The 20,734-nt window shown below is 68.1% G+C and carries 16 protein-coding genes and 2 pseudogenes; 7 read left to right on the top strand and 11 right to left on the bottom strand.

Annotation, left to right across the window (positions count from 1 at the left end):
• Nucleotides 1–132: 132 nt before the first annotated feature.
• The 6 genes from ROA7023_RS17050 to ROA7023_RS17025 form a co-directional block, all read right to left on the bottom strand.
• A complete protein-coding gene (locus ROA7023_RS17050; protein WP_085880244.1) occupies nt 133–2,415 on the bottom strand; it encodes a xanthine dehydrogenase family protein molybdopterin-binding subunit in 2,283 nt (760 codons plus the stop codon).
• Entirely contained in the window at nt 2,412–2,903 is a 492-nt protein-coding gene (locus ROA7023_RS17045) for a (2Fe-2S)-binding protein (protein ID WP_085880243.1), read from the bottom strand. Before ROA7023_RS17045 ends, ROA7023_RS17050 begins: the two co-directional genes overlap by 4 nt.
• A gap of 11 nt (nt 2,904–2,914) precedes the next feature.
• A complete protein-coding gene (locus ROA7023_RS17040) occupies nt 2,915–5,245 on the bottom strand; it encodes a xanthine dehydrogenase family protein molybdopterin-binding subunit (RefSeq protein ID WP_085880283.1) in 2,331 nt (776 codons plus the stop codon).
• A complete protein-coding gene (locus ROA7023_RS17035) occupies nt 5,242–6,114 on the bottom strand; it encodes an FAD binding domain-containing protein (protein ID WP_085880242.1) in 873 nt (290 codons plus the stop codon). Before ROA7023_RS17035 ends, ROA7023_RS17040 begins: the two co-directional genes overlap by 4 nt.
• A gap of 164 nt (nt 6,115–6,278) precedes the next feature.
• Nucleotides 6,279–6,869, bottom strand: a complete 591-nt coding sequence (locus ROA7023_RS17030; protein ID WP_159458564.1) for a cupin domain-containing protein — start codon at nt 6,867–6,869, stop codon at nt 6,279–6,281.
• Nucleotides 6,870–7,108: 239 nt separating this feature from the next.
• The gene (locus tag ROA7023_RS17025) at nt 7,109–8,116 is read right to left on the bottom strand and encodes a TIGR03842 family LLM class F420-dependent oxidoreductase (RefSeq protein ID WP_085880240.1); all 1,008 of its coding nucleotides are present in this window, start codon (nt 8,114–8,116) and stop codon (nt 7,109–7,111) included.
• A gap of 225 nt (nt 8,117–8,341) precedes the next feature.
• Between ROA7023_RS17025 and cofD the strand changes: the two genes are divergently transcribed.
• The 6 genes from cofD (at nt 8,342) to ROA7023_RS16995 (ending at nt 15,467) form a co-directional block, all read left to right on the top strand.
• Nucleotides 8,342–9,325 carry a 2-phospho-L-lactate transferase gene (gene cofD / locus ROA7023_RS17020; protein WP_085880239.1) on the top strand — a complete coding sequence of 328 codons (984 nt, stop codon included), beginning with the start codon at nt 8,342–8,344 and terminating at the stop codon, nt 9,323–9,325.
• On the top strand, nt 9,322–9,960 hold the full coding sequence (gene cofC / locus ROA7023_RS17015; protein ID WP_085880238.1) for a 2-phospho-L-lactate guanylyltransferase: 639 nt from the start codon (nt 9,322–9,324) through the stop codon (nt 9,958–9,960). Before cofD ends, cofC begins: the two co-directional genes overlap by 4 nt.
• Nucleotides 9,960–12,284, top strand: coding sequence for a 5-amino-6-(D-ribitylamino)uracil--L-tyrosine 4-hydroxyphenyl transferase CofH (gene cofH / locus ROA7023_RS17010; protein ID WP_085880237.1), 2,325 nt, complete (start codon nt 9,960–9,962; stop codon nt 12,282–12,284). The genes cofC and cofH overlap by 1 nt, the downstream gene beginning before the upstream one ends.
• A gap of 11 nt (nt 12,285–12,295) precedes the next feature.
• Nucleotides 12,296–13,300 (top strand): glucose-6-phosphate dehydrogenase (coenzyme-F420), encoded by a 1,005-nt coding sequence (gene fgd / locus ROA7023_RS17005; protein ID WP_085880236.1) that lies wholly within the window; start codon nt 12,296–12,298, stop codon nt 13,298–13,300.
• The gene (cofE, locus tag ROA7023_RS17000; protein ID WP_085880235.1) at nt 13,297–14,049 is read left to right on the top strand and encodes a coenzyme F420-0:L-glutamate ligase; all 753 of its coding nucleotides are present in this window, start codon (nt 13,297–13,299) and stop codon (nt 14,047–14,049) included. Before fgd ends, cofE begins: the two co-directional genes overlap by 4 nt.
• 230 nt (nt 14,050–14,279) lie before the next feature.
• Nucleotides 14,280–15,467 (top strand): oxidoreductase, encoded by a 1,188-nt coding sequence (locus ROA7023_RS16995; protein WP_085880234.1) that lies wholly within the window; start codon nt 14,280–14,282, stop codon nt 15,465–15,467.
• A gap of 15 nt (nt 15,468–15,482) precedes the next feature.
• Here the strand turns inward: ROA7023_RS16995 and ROA7023_RS16990 are convergent, their stop codons facing one another.
• The 5 genes and pseudogenes from ROA7023_RS16990 to ROA7023_RS25200 all read right to left on the bottom strand — a co-directional run.
• Nucleotides 15,483–16,649: a nucleotide sugar dehydrogenase gene (locus tag ROA7023_RS16990; protein ID WP_085880233.1), complete on the bottom strand. Its 1,167-nt coding sequence runs from the start codon at nt 16,647–16,649 to the stop codon at nt 15,483–15,485.
• A 186-nt stretch (nt 16,650–16,835) separates the two neighbouring features.
• The gene (locus tag ROA7023_RS16985; protein WP_085880232.1) at nt 16,836–17,573 is read right to left on the bottom strand and encodes an SDR family oxidoreductase; all 738 of its coding nucleotides are present in this window, start codon (nt 17,571–17,573) and stop codon (nt 16,836–16,838) included.
• Nucleotides 17,570–18,892 (bottom strand): FAD-binding oxidoreductase, encoded by a 1,323-nt coding sequence (locus tag ROA7023_RS16980; RefSeq protein ID WP_085880231.1) that lies wholly within the window; start codon nt 18,890–18,892, stop codon nt 17,570–17,572. The genes ROA7023_RS16985 and ROA7023_RS16980 overlap by 4 nt, the downstream gene beginning before the upstream one ends.
• On the bottom strand, nt 18,889–19,311 hold the full coding sequence (locus ROA7023_RS16975; protein WP_085880230.1) for a GtrA family protein: 423 nt from the start codon (nt 19,309–19,311) through the stop codon (nt 18,889–18,891). Before ROA7023_RS16975 ends, ROA7023_RS16980 begins: the two co-directional genes overlap by 4 nt.
• A gap of 577 nt (nt 19,312–19,888) precedes the next feature.
• Nucleotides 19,889–20,064, bottom strand: a pseudogene (locus ROA7023_RS25200) (IS5/IS1182 family transposase); the annotation flags it as partial.
• A 52-nt stretch (nt 20,065–20,116) separates the two neighbouring features.
• Between ROA7023_RS25200 and ROA7023_RS25820 the strand changes: the two are divergent.
• A pseudogene (locus ROA7023_RS25820) lies at nt 20,117–20,412 on the top strand (transposase); the annotation flags it as partial.
• Nucleotides 20,413–20,734 lie beyond the last annotated feature (322 nt).

The following is a 20,734-nucleotide window of genomic DNA, read 5'->3' as shown; positions in this document are numbered from 1 at the left end:
TGCAATTCTTACTTTGATATTATGCAAAGATATTTAATCAGATCAACTTTTTCTCGCGGTTTTTTCTGAGAACGGGCCGTCGAAGCCGTTCAGGGTGGCCGGTGCCCAAGATTTCGGCACCGGCGCTGCCGGTCAGCCGCGAATCCAGCGATAGATCCGTTCGGGCGTCATCGGCAGCCGATCGACCCGGCGGCCCAGCGCCTGCGAGACAGCTCCGGCCAGGGCGGCGCCCGCGCCGTTGATCCCGCCTTCGCCCGCGCCCTTGACCCCCAGCGGGTTGATCGGGCTCGGCGCGTCCTCGCGAATCAGAAGCTCCACCTCCGGCATCTCCATCGCGGTGGGCATCAGGTAGTCGGCGAGCGAGGTGGCCAGGGGCTGGCCGGCCTCGTCATAGACGAATTCCTCCAGCAGGGCGCCGCCGACCCCCTGGGCCACGGCGCCGACAAGCTGCCCCTCGACCAGCATCGGGTTCACCATGCGGCCGATGTCATAAGCCACGGCATAGCGTTCGATCGTGACGCCGCAGGTCTCGGGGTCGACGCTGACCTGGGCGAAATGGATGCCGTAGGGATAGGTCATGTGGGTGGTTTCGAAGAGGCCCTCGGCCACGATCTCTCCGCCCGCGGCCTGCGCTGCCTCGGCGAGGGTCAGCGCACCGGACGGGCCCGAGACCCGGCCCGCGTCGAACGTCAGATCGGCGGGGTCGGCGCCCAGCGCCTTTGCCGCCGCCTCGGTCGCCTTGGCGATCAGCGCCTCGGCCGCGATCTTGACCGCGGAACCGGCCATCACCGTCACCCGGGTGGCGAAGGCGCCCATGCCCTTCTCGATCAGCGAGGTCTGGCCGTGGATCACCTCGATCCCGTCGATCCCGATGCCCAGCGTACCGGCGCAGACCTGGGCCAGCGTCGTCTCGACCCCCTGGCCCACGCTCGCCACCCCGGTCACGATGCGGATCGTGCCATCCCCGGAGAGGTGCAGCCGCACAAGGTCATCGGGGCCGAGGCCGGATTTCTCGACGAAGAATCCCAGCCCGCAGCCCGCCATCTCGCCCGCGTCCCGGCGTTCGGCGAGCGCGTCCTCGGTCCGGTCCAGGTCCAGCATGGTGCGGAACCGCTCCAGCAGGTCGGCGTATTTGCCGCTGTCATAGACCAGGTGCGTGCCCAGCGTGTCGATCTGCCGGTCGAAGGGCATTGCCGCCTCCGGAATCAGGTTCCGGCGCCGGACCTCGGACCGCGACAGCCCGCACTGGTCGGCGATCTCGTCCATCAGGCGCTCGCGGGCGAAGGTGCTCTCGAACCGTCCCGGGGCGCGATAGGTGCCGGCGGGGGTCTTGTTCGTCAGCCGGATATGGCCCGCGACCCGGTAGGCCGGGATTCGGTAGGGCCCGGGCAGCATCGCCGCCGCGAGGTCGGTCACGGTTCCGCCATGGGTCCGGACATAAGCCCCCTGGTCGGTGTAGAACGCCGCGTCGAGGCCAAGGATCACACCCTCTGGATCCACCGCGGCCCGCAGCCGATAGGCCTGGTCGCGCGAGTGGTTGGCGGCCAGAAGATGCTCCTTGCGGTCCTCGATCCAGCGGATCGGGCGCCCCAGCACCCGCGCCGCGTGACAGACCAGCACGTCCTCGGGGTAAAGCTCGCCGCGGATGCCGAAGCCGCCGCCCACGTGCTGTTCGGACAATTGCACCTTGTCGGTGGGCAGGCCCAGCATGGTGGCGATGGCGCCGCGGTTGTAATGGGGCACCTTCGCCGCGCCCATCATCGTGACCACGTCGCTGTCGGGGTCATGTTGCGCGAGTGCGCCGCGCGTCTCCAGCGGGACGCCGGTGTGGCGGCCAACGGCGACCTCGAGCTCCACCACCCGGTCGGCGGCGGCGAAGGCGGCATCGACATCGCCCGCCCCCTTGCGGATGACGGCGGGTTCGGACAGCAGCCCGGTCTCGACCCCGGGATAGACCTCGACCGGGTCGGCGGTGGCCGAAAGATGCGCGTCCAGCTCGTCGATCTCGGCAAAGATCAGGTCCGCCGCATCCTCGGCGGCAAACCCGGTCTCGGCAAAGACCACGGCCATCGGCTCTCCGACATAGCGGACAAAGTCGCGGGCCAGCACCCATTGCCGGTAGGGGCCAAGCCCCTCGATCCTGGTCATGCGAAAGTCGATCTGCGGCAGGGCGGCGACATCCGCATGGGTCCAGACCGCGATCACCCCGGGCAGCTCCAGCGCCTCGTCCACGTCGATCTCGGTGATCCGCCCGAAGGCGACCGGAGAGCGGACGACGCGCATATGCACCTGGCCCTCGACCCTGAGATCGGCGGCAAAGGCGGCCTGCCCGGTCAGCAGCGGCCGGTCCTCGATCCGGCGCAGGCTGCGGCCGATGGCATTGGCGTTGGCAAGATCGGCAGGGGCGTCGGTCACGCCTCGGCCCTCTCGCCGCGCATCACCTCGGCGGCCTGCCGCGCCGCCTTTACGATGTTCTGGTAGCCGGTGCAGCGGCAGAGGTTGGAGCTCAGCAGGTCGCGCATCTCGTCGTCGGACATGTCCGGATTCTCGCGCAGGGCCCCGGCGGCCAGCATCAGGAAGCCGGGCGTGCAAAAACCGCATTGCAGGCCGTGCAGCTCCCAGAAGGCCTGTTGCAGCGGGTGCAGGGTGTCGCCGTCGGCGAGGCTCTCGACGGTCTCGATCTCGGCGCCCTGGGCCTGGACGGCGAAGGTCAGGCAGGACCGCACGGCCTTGCCGTCCATCAGCACGGTGCAGGCGCCGCAGACGCCGTGTTCGCAGCCCACATGGGTGCCGGTCAGCCCGCAGGTGTCGCGGATCGTGTCGGCCAGGTTCTGGCGCGGCTCGAGCGTCAGGCTGCGCTCTTCGCCGTTGAGGGTAAAGGTGACGGTGGTTGTCTCGGTCATGTCAGGGCCTCTCAGGCTTCGGCTTCGGCGGCGGCGGTGCGCGCGGCCCGAAGCGCCGCGGCGATCCGGTCCGGGGTCGCCGGCATGGATGTGATGCGCGTGCCGAAGGGCCGCAGCGCATCGTTCAGGGCGGACAGGACGGCGGCGGGCGCACCGATGGTGCCGCCCTCTCCGACGCCCTTGGCCTCGGTCACCGTCTGGGGAGAGATCGTTTCCATGTGGATAATTTCGATATCCGGGATCTCGGCGGCGGTGGGCGGCAGGTAATCGGCCAGCGAGGTGGTCAGCATCGTTCCGAATTCGTCGAACACCAGCTCTTCGTAGAGCGCGGTGGCGATGCCCTGCGCCACGCCGCCCGCGATCTGGCCGTCGACGATCATCGGGTTGATCAGCCGGCCCGCGTCCTCGACCACGAGGAACCGGGTGATCCGGACGCCGCAGGTCTCGGGGTCAAGCTCCACCTCGCAGACATGGGCGGCGTTGGAGAAGGTGCCGGAGGGGTCATAGAACGCCTGTTCCTTCAGCCCCGGTGCCATCCCCTCGAACCGGTGGCTCTGGTGGTGGGCGGCGCGGGCGACCTCGGCGATGGACAGGGACTTGTTGGTGCCGGTCGCAAGCGCCAGCCCGTCCTTCAGCTCGACCCCCGAGGGATCGACCTCCAGCAGGACGCCGGCGATCGCGCGCAGCTTGTCGGCGAGCTGCCCCGAGGCAATCTTGCTGGCCCCGCCCGAGATCACCATCGACCGGCTGGCGAAGGTGCCCCAGCCGTAGGGGCTCGCGTCGGTGTCGCCGGAGATCACGCGGATCCGCTCGGGCGCAACGCCCAGCTGGTCGGCCAGAAGCTGCGCCAGCGCGGTCTTGAGCCCCTGCCCGTGGGGCGAGGCGCCGATCCGCAGCGTTACCTGGCCCGAGGGCCCCATCTCGCAATCCACGGTCTCGTAGCCGGGGACGATCTGCATCTTGCGGGCGGCAAAGGCCGGGGTGCCATAGCCCGTCCGCTCGGAAAAGACCGACAGGCCAAGCCCCAGATACCGCCCCTCGGCCAGCGCCGCCGCCTGCCTCTCGCGAAAGCCGGGGATGTCGGCGGAGGTCACGGCGGCCTCCATCGCCTCCAGATACGAGGCCTCGTCATAGACAAGCCCCGTGGGCGAAGTGTGCGGGAAGCTGGTGATGAGATTGCGCCGCCGGATCTCCACCGGGTCGAGGTCCAGCTTTTCGGCCGCCGCGTCCATCAGCTGCTCCATCGACAGGGTCAGCATCGGCCGCGCGACGCCCCGATAGGGGGCCATCATCGACAGGTTCGTGGTCACGCCACGGGACCGCACGCCGTATTCGGCGAAATCGTAAGGACCGGGCAGCTCGGCGAAGGCCATCAACGGCTCCACCCCGCAAGTCACCGGGTAGCAGGAGAAGGCGCCGACATTGCTGCGCAGGTCGGCATCGACCGCAAGCAGCCGCCCTTCGGCGTCAAAGGCGCCGCGCACGGTGAATTGCTGGTCGCGGGCATGGGAGGCGGAGAGGAAATTCTCGCGCCGGTCCTCGATCCAGGCGACCTTGCGGCGCAGGCGGAAGGCGGTCCAGACCAGCGCCACGTATTCGGGAAAGAGCGACATCTTCTGCCCAAACCCGCCGCCGACATCCGGCGCGACCACGCGCAGGTCGCCCTCGTCGATGCCCAGCACATCGGCCAGCCCGGTGCGCAGCATGTGCGGCATCTGCACCGAGGCATACAAGGTGACGCGCCCGGTTGCCGGGTCGTAATCGGCCACGCCGCCGCGGGTCTCCATCGGCATCGCCGACTGGCGGGCCGAGGACAGGTCCAGCTCGACCACGCAGGCCGCGGCGTCAAAGGCCGCGTCCACCCCGGGGGTTCGCATGACGCCCTCGACCATCACGTTGCCCGGCGCCTCCGGGTGAACGTCGCGGGCGCCCTCGGCCAGCGCCGCCTCGATCGAGGTCACCGCGTCCTCCGTGTCGATATCGACGAAGACCTGTTCCGCCAGGTCTTCCGCCTCTGCCTCGGTCGGGGCGACGACCAGCGCCACCGCCTGGCCGGCAAAGACCACCCGGTCGCGGGCCAGGACCGGGTGCGGCACCCGGCGATAGTCGGGACGGTCTAGAACCGCCTGGATCGAGCCTACGCCGGCGGCATCGAGGTCTTCGGCGGTGAAGACGATGCCCTCGTCCGGGCGCTCCACCTCGACAATCGTGCCGGCAGCCTCGGGCGAGCGGACGAATTTCACCGCCCAGGCCCCGGCTTTCAGATCGGCGGTGAACCGGCCGCCGCCCTTCAGCAGGGTCGGGTCCTCCAGCCGGGGAAGCGTGCGGCCGACCCAGGTCATGCCGGCACCGCGCAATCGGCGAGCGCCGCGTTCAGCGCCCGGCGGACCACGGCCTGGGCCAGATCGCGGCGGTACTCGGCGGAGCCGTGGATGTCGCCGCTCGGCTTGACGAGGCCCGGCACCTGTGCCGCGACCTCGGCGATGGTCTCTTCGGTCGCCGGCTGCCCGGTCAGGGCCTGTTCCAGCGTCTCGAGCCGCAGGCCATGGGCCGCGACCGCGCCGACGCCAAGCCGCGCATCGGCGATCTTGCCGCCCTCGACCTTCAGGGCCGCCACGGCCATCGCCAGCGCGAAATCGCCCCGGCGGCGGGAGAATTCGTAGAACCCCGTGCCCCAGCCCTCGGGCAGTTTCGGCAGATGGATCCGCGCCAGCAACTCGTCGCCCCCGACCGCCGTGGTGAAGGTGCCCTTGAAGAAATCCGCCGCGCCGACCTCGCGCATGCCGTCCTGGCCGTGAATCTCCATCGCTGCATCGAAGGTCGCCGCGACGAGGCACCATTCGCTTGCCGGATCGGCATGACAGAGCGACCCGCCGAAGGTCCCGCGCTGGCGGATCGGGTAATGGGCGATGTTGCCGACGACACGCGTCAACATCGCCCCCGTCGGCCCATCGCAGACCGGCGTGTGAAACGCCGCGTGCCGGGTCATCGCGCCGATCACCAGGGTGTCGCCGCGATCCTCGATGCCCGCGATCTCGGCGATGGCGTTCATGTCGATCAGGGTCTCGGGGCGGGCCAGGCGAAAGTTCATCGACGGAACCAGGCTCTGCCCCCCGGCGATGATCTTTCCGACGTCGCCATGCTCGGCCAGCAGGGCAAGCGCGTCGGAGATGGTTTCCGGGCGGTGATACGAGAACGCGGCGGGCTTCATCTTTAATCCTATCAAACTTCTTGTTCAGGCTTAGGCAGGGCCGGAGACTCGATCAAGGAAAAAGATTGAAACTCCGGGCACAAGTAAAGATGCAGCACAAACCTTGTGCAGCCAGCCGGGGCGATTATTCAATGTGGTCAACTTTTATTGAGGTCGCCCGCGGGCTACCTCCGGTCGGTATTGACCCAGACCGTCCGCGCCATCCGATCCGTGTGGTTGTAGATCCGGTGCGGCCGGCGCGAGGAGTAGGAGATCAGGTCGCCAGCCTCGATGACATGTGCTTCGCCACCGACCTCGACCGTCAGCGACCCGTCCAGCAGCAGCCCGTATTCATAGCCCTCGTGGCTGAGCGCGGATTCGTTGGACGAGGTGTGCGGCGCATATTCGTTGACCGCGATCGAGACGCCGTTGGCCCGGTCTTCCTTCATCACCCGGCGGATGACCTCGCCCGGGGCCTGAACCGGCGTCACATCGCCCGATCGCACGACGATGTCGGATTCGTGGCTCTCGGTCTCGAGCAGGTCGGACATCGAGCGGCCCAGCGCCCCGGCGACGACGATCAGGGAGCCGATGGACGGCGAGGCGAGTCCGCGTTCCACGAGGCTCAGCATGGAGGACGAGAGGCCCGAGGCCTCGGCGAGCTGCGACAGGGTCATGCCCTTGTCCTTGCGCATCTCGCGAATGCGCTTTCCGATGACGGTGATCGTCTTCTGCGCCGCCGCACTCGGCTGGAGCGGCCCCATTTCACTCGGCATTCTCAGACCTTTTTCTATACAAATCAATTCTTTGCCAAAAATCTTCTGCATAGCGATGGGCAGGGGAGGCCGTGCCCGCAAACAGGAAACTCGGCCGGTGGCCTTGTGATCCACATTAAAACAATTTCCGCGGGATGCAAATTGCTAGCGACACCGGCGGCGCGATTGTCGGCGAACTGTCGCAACTTGCGCGCCCCCGCGAGGGATCGCAGGGGGCCGGCGGCGGTGGGGCGAGGCCGTCAGTTGAAGGCGGGAATCACGATATTGCCGTAGTCGGCAATGATTTTTTCCTCGTCGCCGTTGTCGAGGTAGATGTTGAACTGCGTCACCCCGGCGGCCTTCAGCGTGTGCAGCTTCTCGATATGCGCCTCGGGCGGGCCGAGCACGGCGAAGCTGTCGACGATGTCGTCGGTGATGAAGTCCAGGAACGGATTGTCGCTCTGGCCGTGCTTGGAATAATCGTAGCCGCGCCGCTTCTCGATATAGGACAGCAGGCTCGGCGGCATCAGGTCGGTGTCCTTGCCGTATTTCTCGACGATATCGGCCACGTGGTTGCCGACCATGGCGGGGAACCAGCGGGTCTTTTCGCGGCCCTCCTCGATCGGGCCGGTGTGGGCCGGGGCCGCGGACATGACCCGATATCCGCTCATGTCCTTGCCGGCCGCGACGCCGCCCTCCTTGGCCTGATCGGACAGCCATTTGCAGATGCCCGGGTCGGCGATCTGCAGGATCAGCCCGTCGCCGACCTCGCCGGCCGTGGCCAGCGCCTTGGGCCCGTAGGCCGCGACCCAGATCGGCATCTCCCAGCCGCCTTCCGGCACCCAGGAGAACTGCACCGGCGCCGGGCATTCGCCATATTGCGCCTCTTGCCCCGAGCAGAGCTTGCGCACCACGTCGGTGAACTCGGCCAGCCGGGCCAGCGGTGCGGGTTTGAGGCCCATGACCCGCACCGCGGAATCCCCCCGGCCCACGCCGATGTCGAAGCGGCCGCCCGACTGTTTGGCCAGCGAAGCGAACATCGACGCCGCAACCGACCAGTCGCGGGTGTTGGGGTTCGTCACGCAGGGACCGAAGCGCATCCTGGTCGTGTGCTCCATGCACATGGCCATGGCGATGAAGCTTTCCCGCCAGAGGATGTGGGAATCGTAGAACCAGCAATAGGTAAAGCCCGCGTTCTCGGCCTGGCGCACCAGCGCACGGGCCCGTTCGGGTTCAACGAAGCCCTTGAAGCAAATCCCGAATTCCATGGCCCGCGCCCTCCTGTTCGTCGCTGCTTTGCTCGAACGAAACAGCCAAGGGGCTGCTGGCGTCAAGGTCTTTTGACCATTTGGACAAATTGGCGGCACGGCGCGACGCGGCCGGCGCGTTGCGCGCCGCCCAAGGGTGGCCGTTGCCAAGAAAAGCGTCACAACGCAGAAATTTGATCGTTTGATCTAAATTCGCCTTGGACTTTGGCCCAAGCTTTGCTGTGTATGACCTTTGTCAACGGGGCCTCGGATATGGCGGGCAAGGTCATTGCGATTTCAGGAGGCGTGGGCGGCGCACGTCTGTCCGCCGGCCTGGCAGAGTGCGTGGCCGAGCGCGACCTGTCGATCATCGTGAACACCGGCGACGATTCCCACCATTTCGGCCTGATGGTCTGTCCCGATCTGGACAGCCAGATGTACATGCTCGCCGGGCTCAACGACGAGGACCGGGGCTGGGGCCAGCGCGACGAAAGCTGGCGCACGATGGAGATGATGCGCACCCTGGGCGAGGACGTGTGGTTCAACCTCGGTGACCGCGACATGGGCGTGAACCTGGCCCGGACGGTGAGGCTGGCCGGCGGCGCCCGGCTGACCGAGATCACGGCGGGCTTCGCGCACAGCCTCGGGGTCGATGTCCGGCTGTTGCCGATGACGGACGATCCGGTCTCCACCCGGATCCGCAGCGACGACCGGATCTATGCGTTTCACGAGTGGTTCGTGCAGGCGCGTTGTGCGCCCCCCGCGCACGAGATCCTCTTCGACGGCGCCGAGGCGGCCCGGCCCACGCCCGAGGTTCTGGCCGCGCTCGCCGACCCGAAGCTGGAGGCGATCATCGTGGCGCCGTCGAACCCGTATCTCTCGATCGCGCCGATCCTCGCCGTGCCGGGCATGGCAGAGGCGCTGCGCGGGGCGGGGGTGCCGATCGTCGGGATCACGCCCATCGTCGGCGGCGCTGCGATCAAGGGGCCGACGGCGGACATGCTGCGCACCTTCGGACGGCCAGTCACGGCCGCCGGCGTCGCCGCGATCCATGGGGACCTCTTCGACGGATACCTCTGCGACAAGCGCGACCCCCATGAGCCTGACGCCTGGGCGGCGCTGGGCATCACCGCGCGGCAGACAGACACGATGATGGTCGACCTTCCCGCCCGCACGCGGCTCGCCCGCGCCGCGCTGGACCTCGCGGCCGAGCTGAAGGGGGCGGGATGACGCGCCACCTCCTGATCCCGGCGCAGGGTCTGACACGGGCCAAGAGCCGCCTGTCGCCGATGTTGCCCGAGACGGGCCGCGCCGGGCTGGCCGAGGCATTGTTGCGCGACACGCTCGCCGCGGTGCCCGCCGGCCTGTTCGACAGCGTGAGCGTGGTGACCGGGGCCGCGGATACCGCCCGCATCGCCCGCGCCATGGGCGCGAAGGTGATCGCAGACGTCGGAGACGGGCTGAATGCGGCCCTGGAAGCGGCTCGCCGCAAGTTGCGGCGGCAGGGGGCCAAGGTCGTCACCGTCCTGCATGGCGACCTGCCCGCGCTGACACCGGCCGACGTGATCGCGCTCGCCGCCGACACGCCGATCATCGCCCCGGCGCATGATGGCACCGGGACCAACGCGCTCTGCCTCGGTGCCGGTTTGCCGCTGCCCTACCGCTTCGGCCCCGACAGCCGTGCCCGGCATCACGCCGCCGCCGCCGAGCTGGGCATCGCGCTGACAGAGCTGCACCGCCCCGGTCTTGCGCAGGACCTGGACCTGCCACAGGATGTCGCGCGGGTCCTGTCGCTCGCGCCCGACGGGGCCACCGCCCGGGCGCTGCGCCGCTACCTGCCAACGCTGGAGAGAGAGACCCCCTGATGAATCTCTTCGACACGCCCCTGCCGGACCTCATGGCCGCCGCGCGCGAGCGTCGCGACAAGGCCTTTCCGGCGCTGACCACCTATTCGCCCAAGGTCTTCATCCCGCTGACCAAGCTCTGCCGGGACGTCTGCCATTATTGCACCTTCGCGAAACCGCCCCGGCCCGGGCAGTCGGTCTACCTTTCACCCGAGGAGGTGCTGGCGATCGCGCGCGAGGGCGCCGGGATGGGCTGCCGCGAGGCGCTGTTCACCCTGGGCGAGCGGCCCGAGCTGCGGTATCGCGCCGCCCGCGAGGCGCTTGACGCGCTGGGGTTCGACAGCACCCTGCAGTACCTCGCCCATGTGGCCGCGCTGGTGCGGGACGAGACCGGCCTTCTGCCGCACCTGAACCCGGGCACCCTGACGCTTGGCGAGTTCCGGATGCTGCGACCGGCCGCCGCCTCCATGGGGATGATGCTGGAATCGCTCTCGCAGACCCTGTTTCAGCGCGGCGGGCCGCATTTCGGATCGCCCGACAAGGACCCCGCCGCCCGGCTGGCCACGCTCGACGCCGCCGGTGCGGCGCGGGTGCCCTTCACCACCGGCCTGCTGGTGGGCATCGGCGAGACCCGCGCCGACCGGATCGAGGCGCTGGAGGCGATCCGCGACAGCCACGCCCGGCACGGCCATGTGCAAGAGGTCATCGTCCAGAACTTCATGCCCAAGGCCGACACAAGGATGCGGGACCATCCGCCGGCCGCCCCCGACGATCACCTGTGGTCGATCGCGGTTGCCCGGCTGATCCTGCCGCCCGAGATCTCTGTGCAGGCGCCGCCGAACCTGGCGGCCGGCACCGGGGCCGAGCTGATCGAGGCCGGGATCAACGATTGGGGCGGCGTCTCTCCGGTGACGCCCGACCACGTGAACCCCGAGGCGCCCTGGCCGGAAATCGACACGCTGGCCGCGATCACCGCCGGCGCGGGCAAGACGCTGGCCCCCCGCCTGACGATCTATCCCCGGTTCCAGTCCGAAGACTGGATCGACGCGCGGATGACCAAGGCGGTCCTGCGGTCTGCGGACGGCGAGGGCCTGAGCTTCGAGGGCGGCTGGACCCCGGGCGTGCACGACGCGGCCCCCCTGCCCGGCGGCGGCGGCGCACCGGACGCCCGCATTGCCGCCGTGCTGGATGCGGCCGGGACGCGGGACCTGACCGAAGACGAGATCGCGCTGCTGTTCACCGCGCGGGAGGGCGATTTCCACCGGGTCTGCGCCCATGCCGACGCCCTGAGGCGGGCGGTCAACGGCGACGCCAGCCACTATGTCGTCACCCGCAACATCAACTATACCAACGTCTGCACCTATGGCTGCCGCTTCTGCGCCTTTTCCAAGGGCCGGCGGACGGATGCGCTGGCCGGGACGGCCTATGACCTCGACCTGCCCGAGTTCGAGCGCCGCGTGGCCGAGGCCTGGGACCGCGGCGCGACCGAGGTCTGCCTGCAGGGCGGGATTCACCCCGATTACACCGGCCAGACCTACCTCGACCTGCTGCGGGCGGCGAAACGTGCGGCGCCGGGTATCCATGTCCACGCCTTCTCGCCGCTGGAGATCACGCAGGGCGCGCGGACGCTGGGGCTCCCGCTCGCCGACTACCTCGGGATGCTGCGCGAGGCGGGCCTCGGCTCGCTGCCCGGCACGGCGGCCGAGATCCTCGATGACGGGATCCGCGCCCGCATCGCCCCCGACAAGATCACCACCGCCGAATGGTTCGAGGTGATGGAGGCCGCGCACGGCCTCGGCCTGCGGTCGACCGCGACGATCATGTATGGCCATGTCGAGGGCTATATCCACTGGGCGCGGCACCTGTCGCGGCTGGCCGCCCACCAGCGCCGGTTCGGCGGGTTCACCGAATTCGTGCCCCTGCCCTTCGTCGCCCTTGAGGCGCCGATGTACCTCAAGGGCGAGGCGCGGCGCGGCCCGACCTTTCGCGAGGCCGTGCTGATGCACGCGGTCGGGCGCATCGTGCTGCACGGGCTCATCGACCACGTGCAGGTGAGCTGGGTCAAGATGGGCCCCGAGGGCGCGGCCGCCTGCCTGGCCGCCGGCGCCGACGACCTTGGCGGCACGCTCATGAACGAAAGCATCACCCGCGCCGCCGGGGCGATCCACGGACAGGAATTCGCGCCCCACCGGATGGAGGCGCTGGCCCGCGACGCCGGCCGCAGCCCGCGCCAGCGCACGACGCTCTATGGCCCGGTCCCGCAGGAACGGCAGTTGCGGGCGATGCAGGCGGCGCCGCTGGCACAGATGACAAACACCCCGTTGCGGCCCCGGCTGAGGGCCTGAAAGGACATGCGATGCTGAAACTGGGCTACAAGGCGTCCGCCGAACAATTCACCCCCGCGCAGCTGATCGACTTTGGCGTTCTGGCCGAAGAGGCGGGGCTCGAGTCCGTCTTCATCTCGGACCACTTCCAGCCCTGGCGCCACACCGGCGGCCACGCGCCGCACGCGCTGGTCTGGCTGGGCGCGATGGGGGCGCGGACCTCGCGGATCGCCATCGGCACATCGGTGCTGACGCCCACCTTCCGGCATCACCCCTCGATGGTGGCGCAATCCTTCGGCACGCTGGGCAGCCTGTTTCCCGGCCGCGTCATCCTTGGCATCGGCACCGGCGAGGGGCTGAACGAAGTGCCCGCAATCGGCTGTGACTGGCCCGAGCGCAAGGAGCGGTTCGCCCGCCTGCGCGAGGCCGTCCGCCTGATCCGCGACCTGTGGACCGAAGAGAGGGTCACCTTCGAGGGCGATTACTACAAGACCGACGCCGCCACGATCTATGACCGGCCCGACACGCCGGTGCCGATCTATGTCGCCGGGGCCGGGCCGATGATCGCCAAGTATGCCGGGCGTTTCGGCGACGGCTTCATCACCACCTCGGGCAAGGCGCACGAGCTTTACGCCGAGACGCTGGTGCCGAACCTCGAGGCGGGGCTGGCCGACAAGGGCCGCGCCCCCGACGCCATCGACCGGATGATAGAGATCAAGCTGTCGTTCGATACCGACAAGGCCCGCGCCAAGGAGGACACGCGCTTCTGGGGGGCGCTCGCCCTTACGCCCGAGCAGAAGGCCGATGTCGAGGACCCGCTGGAGATGGAGCAGTTGGCCGACGCCCTGTCCTCGGACCAGACCGCAAGCCGCTGGATCGTGACGGACGACCCCGACGAGGTGGTCGACCGGCTACGGCCCTATGCCGAGCTTGGCTTCAACCACTTCGTGTTTCACGCCCCCGGGCCGGATCAGGCGGGTTTCCTGTCGAACTTTGCCGCTCATGTCGCCCCGAAGGTCCGCGCCGCGTTCGGATGACGCTGACCATCACCCCCCTTCCGGGCCTGCCGATGGTGGCCCCGGGCGACGATCTGGCCGAGCTGCTTTGCGCCGCACTGGACCGGGCCGGGATCCTGCCGGCAGAGGGCGACGTCATCGTGGTCGCGCAAAAGATCGTGTCGAAGGCCGAGGGGCAGTTCCGCCGCCTTGCCGACATCGCCCCGACGGACGCGGCGGTCCGGATCGCCGAGCAGACCCGAAAGGATCCGCGGCTGGTGCAGGCGATCCTCGACGAAAGCGTCGCGGTGGTGCGCAGCCGCCCCGGCGTGCTGATCGTGCGCCACCGGCTTGGCTTCGTGCTGGCGCAGGCGGGGATCGACCAGTCCAATATTGATCACGGCGAAGAGACGGTGCTGTTGCTGCCGAAAGACCCCGACGGCTCTGCCGCCGCGCTGCGGTCGGCCCTGGCCGAGCGGCTGGGCACCGCCCCCGCGATCGTCATCGCCGACAGCTTTGGCCGGCCGTTCCGGAACGGGGTCACGGGCACGGCGATCGGATCGGCCGGTGTGGTCGCCCACGTGGACCGGCGTGGCGAGACCGACCTGTTCGGCCGGGTGCTTCAGGTCTCGACCATCGCCCATGCCGACGAGATCGCGGCGGCCGCGTCGCTTGTCATGGGACAGGCCGCCGAGGGCATCCCGGCGGCCCACCTGCGCGGGCAGATCATCGCCGGGCCGGGCAAGGCCGCCGACCTCATTCGCGACCCGGAGACGGACCTCTTCGCCTGAGCCGTCCGCCCGGCGCAGCGCCATCGGGCGTTGACAGTGAGCCTTGCTCAAAGCATTCTTGAATCTAGTTCAATTTTTCAAGCATCCGGCGCGGTTCCTGCGACACTACGGGCAAAGGTCAGGCGCGGTCTCGATGGCCCGTCATCCATGTTGTCCCGACGCCGGCCGGCCCAGTGAAGGGGAATGCCCATGACGATCCTCTCTGCGCGACAAGACGACAGGAGCATGACATGACGGACGGCGCCCCGATGCTCCGCCCCGGCCGGATCGGAACCGTGGAGCTTGGCAACAGGATGGTGCGCGCCGCGACCTCCGAGACGATGGCGACCGAGGACGGCACCATCACGCCGGCCCTCGTCGACTTCTACCGGCGGCTCGCGAAAGGGGGGGCCGGCCTGATCATCACCGGCCACATCTATGTCGAACGCCGCGGGCAATACGCCCCTTTCCAGACCGGCATCGAGTCGGACGCGAAGGTCCCGGGCTGGCGCGGGCTGGTCGAGGCCGTGCACGCGGACGGCGGCACGATCTTCGCCGAGCTTGCCCATGCCGGCAGCCAGTCCGTGGTGCCCGGAAACACGCCCTGCGCCCCCTCGATCGTGCCGAACGCGATCTTCGCGACCCGCCCCGAAGAGCTGACGCCCGACGGTATCGACGCGGTGATCGACGCCTTCGGCCAGGCCGCCCGGCGCGCGGTCGAGGCCGGCTTCGACGGCATCCACATCCACGGCGGCAACGGCTACCTGATCTCTCAGTTCATGTCCCCGCTGGCCAACACCCGCACCGACAAATGGGGCGGCAGCGCGGAAAATCGGGGCCGGTTCCTGGTCGAGGTCTACCGGGCGATCCGCGCCGCGGTGGGGCCGGATTTTCCAGTCACCGCCCGGATCGGCATGGCCGATCCCGGCGCCGGCGGGCTGACCGTCGCCGACAGCCTTGAGACGGTGCGGCTGCTGCAACCCGAGGGGCTGAACGCGGTCGAGCCGGTCTATTGCATCATGAACAGCTATCTCGACAACATCCGGCCCTATGTCGGCGTCGGCGCCGGTCGGGCCCTGCGGGACTGGGCGGTCGAGCGTCTGTGGAAGCCCCCGAGCACCGAGGCCTATTACCGGCCCTTCGCCAAGAACATCAAACAGGCCTGCCCGGATCTGCCCGTGATCCTGGTCGGCGGCATCCGCACGACGCAGATCATGTCCGAAGTGATCGGGTCGGGGGATGCCGATTTCGTCGCCATGGCCCGGCCCTTCGTGCGCGAGCCGGATCTGCCGAAGAAGATCATCGCCGGCCGCAAAGGCATGGTCGATTGCGTGTCCTGCAACCTCTGCCTCGAACACGAGGGGCAGGACGGGCTGAAATGCTGGCGCAAGACGACCGGCGACCTGGTCGAACATCTCAGGCTGCGCTACCTGCGCTAGCCGCCCGGTGGCCGGTCAGTCTCCGCCGAACAGGTCGCGGGTGAAGACACGGTCCTTCACATCCGCGATCTCGTCGGTGAGCCGGTTGGCGACGATCAGGTCTGCCTGCTCCTTGAACGCGGCAAGGTCGTTGACGATCCGCGATCGGAAGAATTCGTCGCCGTCCAGCACCGGCTCGTGGACGATCACCTCGACGCCCTTGGCCTTGAGCCGCTTCATGATCCCCTGGATCGAGCTCTGGCGGAAATTGTCCGACCCCGCCTTCATCACCAGCCTGTAGATGCCGACGACCTTGGCGCCCCGCTTCAGGATCTCGTCCGACAGGAAGTCCTTGCGGGTGCGGTTGGCGTCCACGATGGCGCGGATCAGGTTCTGCGGCACGTGGTTGTAATTCGCCAGCAACTGCTTGGTGTCCTTGGGCAGGCAATAGCCGCCATAGCCGAAGGAGGGATTGTTGTAGTGCCCGCCGATCCGGGGGTCGAGGCTGATCCCGGTGATGATCTGCCGGGTGTCCATGCCGCCGGCCATGGCATAGCTGTCGAGCTCGTTGAAGAAGGCGACCCGCATGGCAAGGTAGGTGTTCGCGAAGAGCTTGATCGCCTCGGCCTCGTCGGGGTCGGTGAACAGCACCTGGGCGTCCTTCTCGACGGCGCCCTCCAGCAGCAGGCCGGCAAAGACCTCCGCCCGCTCGGACCGCTCGCCGACGATGATCCGGGACGGGTGCAGGTTGTCGTAGAGCGCCCGGCCCTCGCGCAGGAATTCCGGCGAAAAGATCACCTGATCGGTCTCCATCCGCTCGCGGATCTGGCGGACATAACCCACCGGGATTGTCGACTTGATGACGATGACGGCGTCCGGATTGGCGCGGGTGACCTCGACGACCACGTCCTCGACGCTGGAGGTGTCGAAGTAGTTGGACTTGGCGTCGTAATTCGTCGGCGTCGCGACGATGACATAGGCCGCATCGGCATAGGCCGCGGCCGCATCGGTGGTGGCGGCCAGGTCCAGGGTCCGGTTCGCCAGGAAATCCTCGATCTCGGCATCGACGATCGGCGACTGGCGCCGGCGGACCATCGCCACCCGCTCCTCCGAGACATCGACCGCGGTGACCGAATGGTTCTGCGCCAGCAAGACGGCATTCGACAGGCCGACATACCCCAGCCCCGCAACGGCAATCTTCATTTTCACACCCTCACGTGACGATCGGCCCGTGCCGACCTTTGTCCGAACCCTGCGCCATCGTCAAACACCGGGTCCGGCGAGAGCGTGGCGGACCATGGCGGGATTTCCCATGGCCCGCAATCGGGGCGATAGTTTGTCCCGTCTGCGCCCGGTCCGTGCAGATTTCCGCCCGCACCGCCGCTGCGGTCAGATCTTCATCCGCTTGAAGATCCGCTCGGGAATGTTGCGGATGATCAGCATGATCAGCCACCAGATCCGACGCACATGGATGACGTTCCGCTTGGCCGCGACCGCCTTGACGATGGCATCCGCCACCTCCTCGGGCTTGGCGGTCAGACGCTCGGGCAGGTCCATGTCCTCGGTCATGCGGGTGGCCACGAACCCGGGCAGGACCGTCAGCACGTGGACGTCATCCTCCGCCAGCCGGTTCCGGAGCCCAGACAGAAAGGCGGTAAAGCCCGCCTTGGCCGAGCCGTAGATGTAGTTCGTCGCCCGGCCCCGCTCACCGGCGACCGAGCTGATGCCGACCAGCGTGCCCGACCCCCGCCCGGCGAAACGCGTCGCGAGATGGGAAAAGATGCTCGCCGGGCCTTCATAGTTGCTGCGCATCACGCGGATCGCGAGCTCCACGTCGGTCTCGTTCTCGGCCTGCGCACCCATGAAGCCGATGGCCGAAACCGCGATGCGCGGCAGCTCCGGCAGGGCATCGACGAAGGCGGCATGGCTGGCGACGTCCAGTGCGTCGAACTCGTGCACCGTGACCGGGACCTTGTGGCGCAGCTCGATATCCGTCTTGTCCTTGGACAGGCTCTCGCTCTGCCGCGCGGCAAGCTGGATCGGATGCCCCTTCGCCGCGAACCTGAGGGCGACGGCGCGGGCGATGTCGGACCGCGCTCCGAGGACGAGAACCACGCCTTTGCTCATATGGCCAGCCTTTCCGATTGAAGTGATGCAAAACTTTCCCGCGCCGCGAAGTCCTTTCGCGCCTGCGCGAACGCCTCTGCCCGGGGGTCGGACAGGCGTAGCGTCTCGGCGCTCATGCGGCTGTCCTTGGCCAGGTAGAAGCGGCCGCCGTGGGCGATGGTGATCCCGTCCAGCCGCTCCATCAGCCGCCGGGTCCTGGCCGTGACCGGAAAATCGAGCGCCAGGGTGTAGCCCGGCACCGGAAAGCTGAAGCGGCCGTCCTGAGGGCCGAAGCGTTTCAGCACCGCCAGGAAGGACCCAGCGCCCGCAGCCGAGATCGCCTTGAGCAGCGCGGTCAGCCCCTCGCGCGACCGCTCCAGCGGCAGGGCGCATTGAAATTGCATGAAGCCCTTGCGGCCATAGATCCGGTTCCAGCCCAGGATCGCGTCGAGCGGGTAGAAATAGCTGTCCCAATCCACCAGGCGGGTGCCCGCGTTGCGCTGACCGTTGCGGTAGTACAGCGCGTTGAACGCCCGCACCGTCAGCCCGTTCAGCAGCCCCGCCGGCGGGGTCAGCGGCACCGATTTCGGCCTCTTGCGGGGCACGCTCAGCGGTGCGCGGGCCTGTTTGCGGTCCAGATCGGCGAGGGTCGCATGTTCGCCCAACATCACGATGGACCGCCCCCTCTGCGCCCCGCCGCTGAGGCAGTCGATCCAGGCCACGGAATAGGTGGCGTCATGGGAGGCCTCGAACAGGTCCATGGCCGCGTCGAGATTGGCGGCGATCCGCGTCTCCTGCCGGATCCAGGCGGTCTCGACCGGGGTCAGCCGGATGGCGACCCGCAGCACAATCCCGGTCAGACCCATCCCGCCGAGCGTCCAGTCAAAGAGCTCTGCATGCCGGTCGGGCGCACAGCGGCGCACCTGCCCGTCCGCGCCCATCAGGTCCAACCAGCTGACACAGCTGCGAAAACTGCCGACTTTGTGGTGGTTCTTGCCATGCACATCGGCGGCGACCATGCCGCCCAGCGTCACGAACTTGGTGCCGGGGGTCACCGCCGGAAACCAGCCCAACGGCAGGAACGCCTCGATCACGTCGCCCAGCAGGACACCGGCCTCGGCGACCAGCAGGCCGCTGTCGGCGTCGAAAGACAGCATCCGGTCGAAGCGCCGCATCTGCACGGTGTTGAGGCGGTTCACCGCGCTGTCTCCATAGGCGCGGCCGTTGCCGCGGGCGATCAGCGGCCCCTTCTGCAGCGCCGAGACGAGCGCGGCCTCGCCATCGGGGGCCGAGACCTCGGCGGTGTGCACCGGAAAATTGCCCCAGCCGCTCAGCCTCATGCGGCTTGCCTCAGCCGGGCATCGGGAAAGACGAAGCGGCGGTCGAGCTGATATTTCACGACATATCCCACCGCCAGCCCGATGACCGCGCCGGCCTCGCGCATCAGATCGGTCCGCCAGGTCAGCCAGAACGCCGTCTCGGTCCCCCAGAAGATCGCGGTCGTGACCAGGCCCATCACCGTATAGAGCGTGAATTTCTGCCCATGCGCCCTGAGCCCGGTGGAGTTGTCCTGAAATATCCATTGCTTGTCGAGCAGGTACTTGATCACCAAGCCGACCAGCGTCCCCGCCGCCACCGCGAGGGCGAACCACGCGGCGCCCTGCCCGCCCAGAAGGACAGCCCGCTGGGTCAGCAGGTTGCCGAAGGTCGCGATGACGGCAAACGCGGCATAGCGGATCAGCAGCACGCGCAGGGTCACCTCGACGGGCCCCTCCCGGAGGGGCCCACCAAGCGCCCGCCCAGGGCGGATCGAAGCGGCGAAGACAATTGGACCATGCTACGGGTTCCTGCGGTACTCGGCGCGGGCAAGTCTAGTGATCCAATCGCGGGAGGCAAAGCAGATACCGCCTCGACGATGTCGGCCCCAGATGGCTGTGACTGGTGTTCACCGCGTTGCGCACGAGGACGACACGCTGGCTTCGGGACGCCTCGCTCAAGCGGCCGCGCCTCGCTCAGGTTTTGCGTTTCCCGGCATTGCCATTGGGCCACGCCACATGGTCGATTCGCTTTGCCTTTGCCGCCACTCACCCTGTCGGCCGATGGTCCGAGCTGGCCGAAACCGTCACGCCGCCGAGGCCAGACCCGCCGCCGCGCCGAGATTTCACGAAAGCGCATGAAGAGAGACAGAGCCCCACTTGGTCCGCCGCCATCAAGACCTCCAGGCTGGGTCCGCACCCGGCAGGGACTCTGTTGCACAAATTGGCTGATGGTCAGGGTTCCCCTTTCCCCGGAAGGACTTATCCCACAGCTTCCGTGACCGGGATGCCGAGCGCGGTTTAGCCGTTCAGGACGGCGATGCGGATCTGGAGTTCAGCGACCTGTCGGTCGAAGTCCCGCGCCATGAGGCGCTGCCCCAGCAGCTTCACACAATGCAACGTCGTCTCGACGCGGCGGCACCGGCGGTGACGGCCTTCCATCGCTTGGCGTACTTGCGGGGCGGGATGACGGCATGATGGAATTCGACCGTCAAGCGAGCGGTCCGGGGGACCGATCGCAGGGACAATGAGGTCGGCGCCAAGACCGGCGCCGACTATGGCGAGAAGAGCGTCGAGCGTCTTGCGCAGCCTATTGGTTGCCGTGACCGGGACCGGCAGACCCGGGCGGGCAGCGTGGCGTTGCGCATCCCCCGACTGCGCACCGGCTCCTACTATCCCTCCTTCCCGGAGCCCCGGCGGGCTGCGGAGAAGACGCTGACAGAGCTCGCCATTGTCGTCGGACCAATGGCGGACATGGCGCGCTCCAAGAGGCTCGCGTCCACGGCGTCTCGACACGGTCCATGGACGATCTGGTTCAGGCCATCCACTGCCCGGCAGGCGACTGCAAAGCAATCTGCCGAGAGGGAGCGATGCGCATGAGGGCATCAAGGCTGCCACGGCTCGGGTCCTGTCCACGACCTGACAGCGCTGCAGGTCCACTTTCAGCGCAATGCGCTCGCCCATGCCGGCAAGCTCCCGAAGCTGGCCACGCTCATGGATGCAGCCTAGGAGGACATCCCCCTGAATCGGTGACTTCGCAGTCGACATTTGTTGATTTACCTATTGAGGTAAAGCACTTAGCCTTCATCTGAGATTAACCCTGCAGGTGAGCTCAGATGACCGACTTTATTGTCAAGAAACTGCCCT

It is taken from the genome of Roseisalinus antarcticus, from assembly GCF_900172355.1.
Lineage (GTDB): Bacteria > Pseudomonadota > Alphaproteobacteria > Rhodobacterales > Rhodobacteraceae > Oceanicola > Oceanicola antarcticus_A.
The sequence above is the reverse complement of the archived record's forward strand: the minus strand, read 5'-3'. Positions and strand labels throughout refer to the sequence as shown.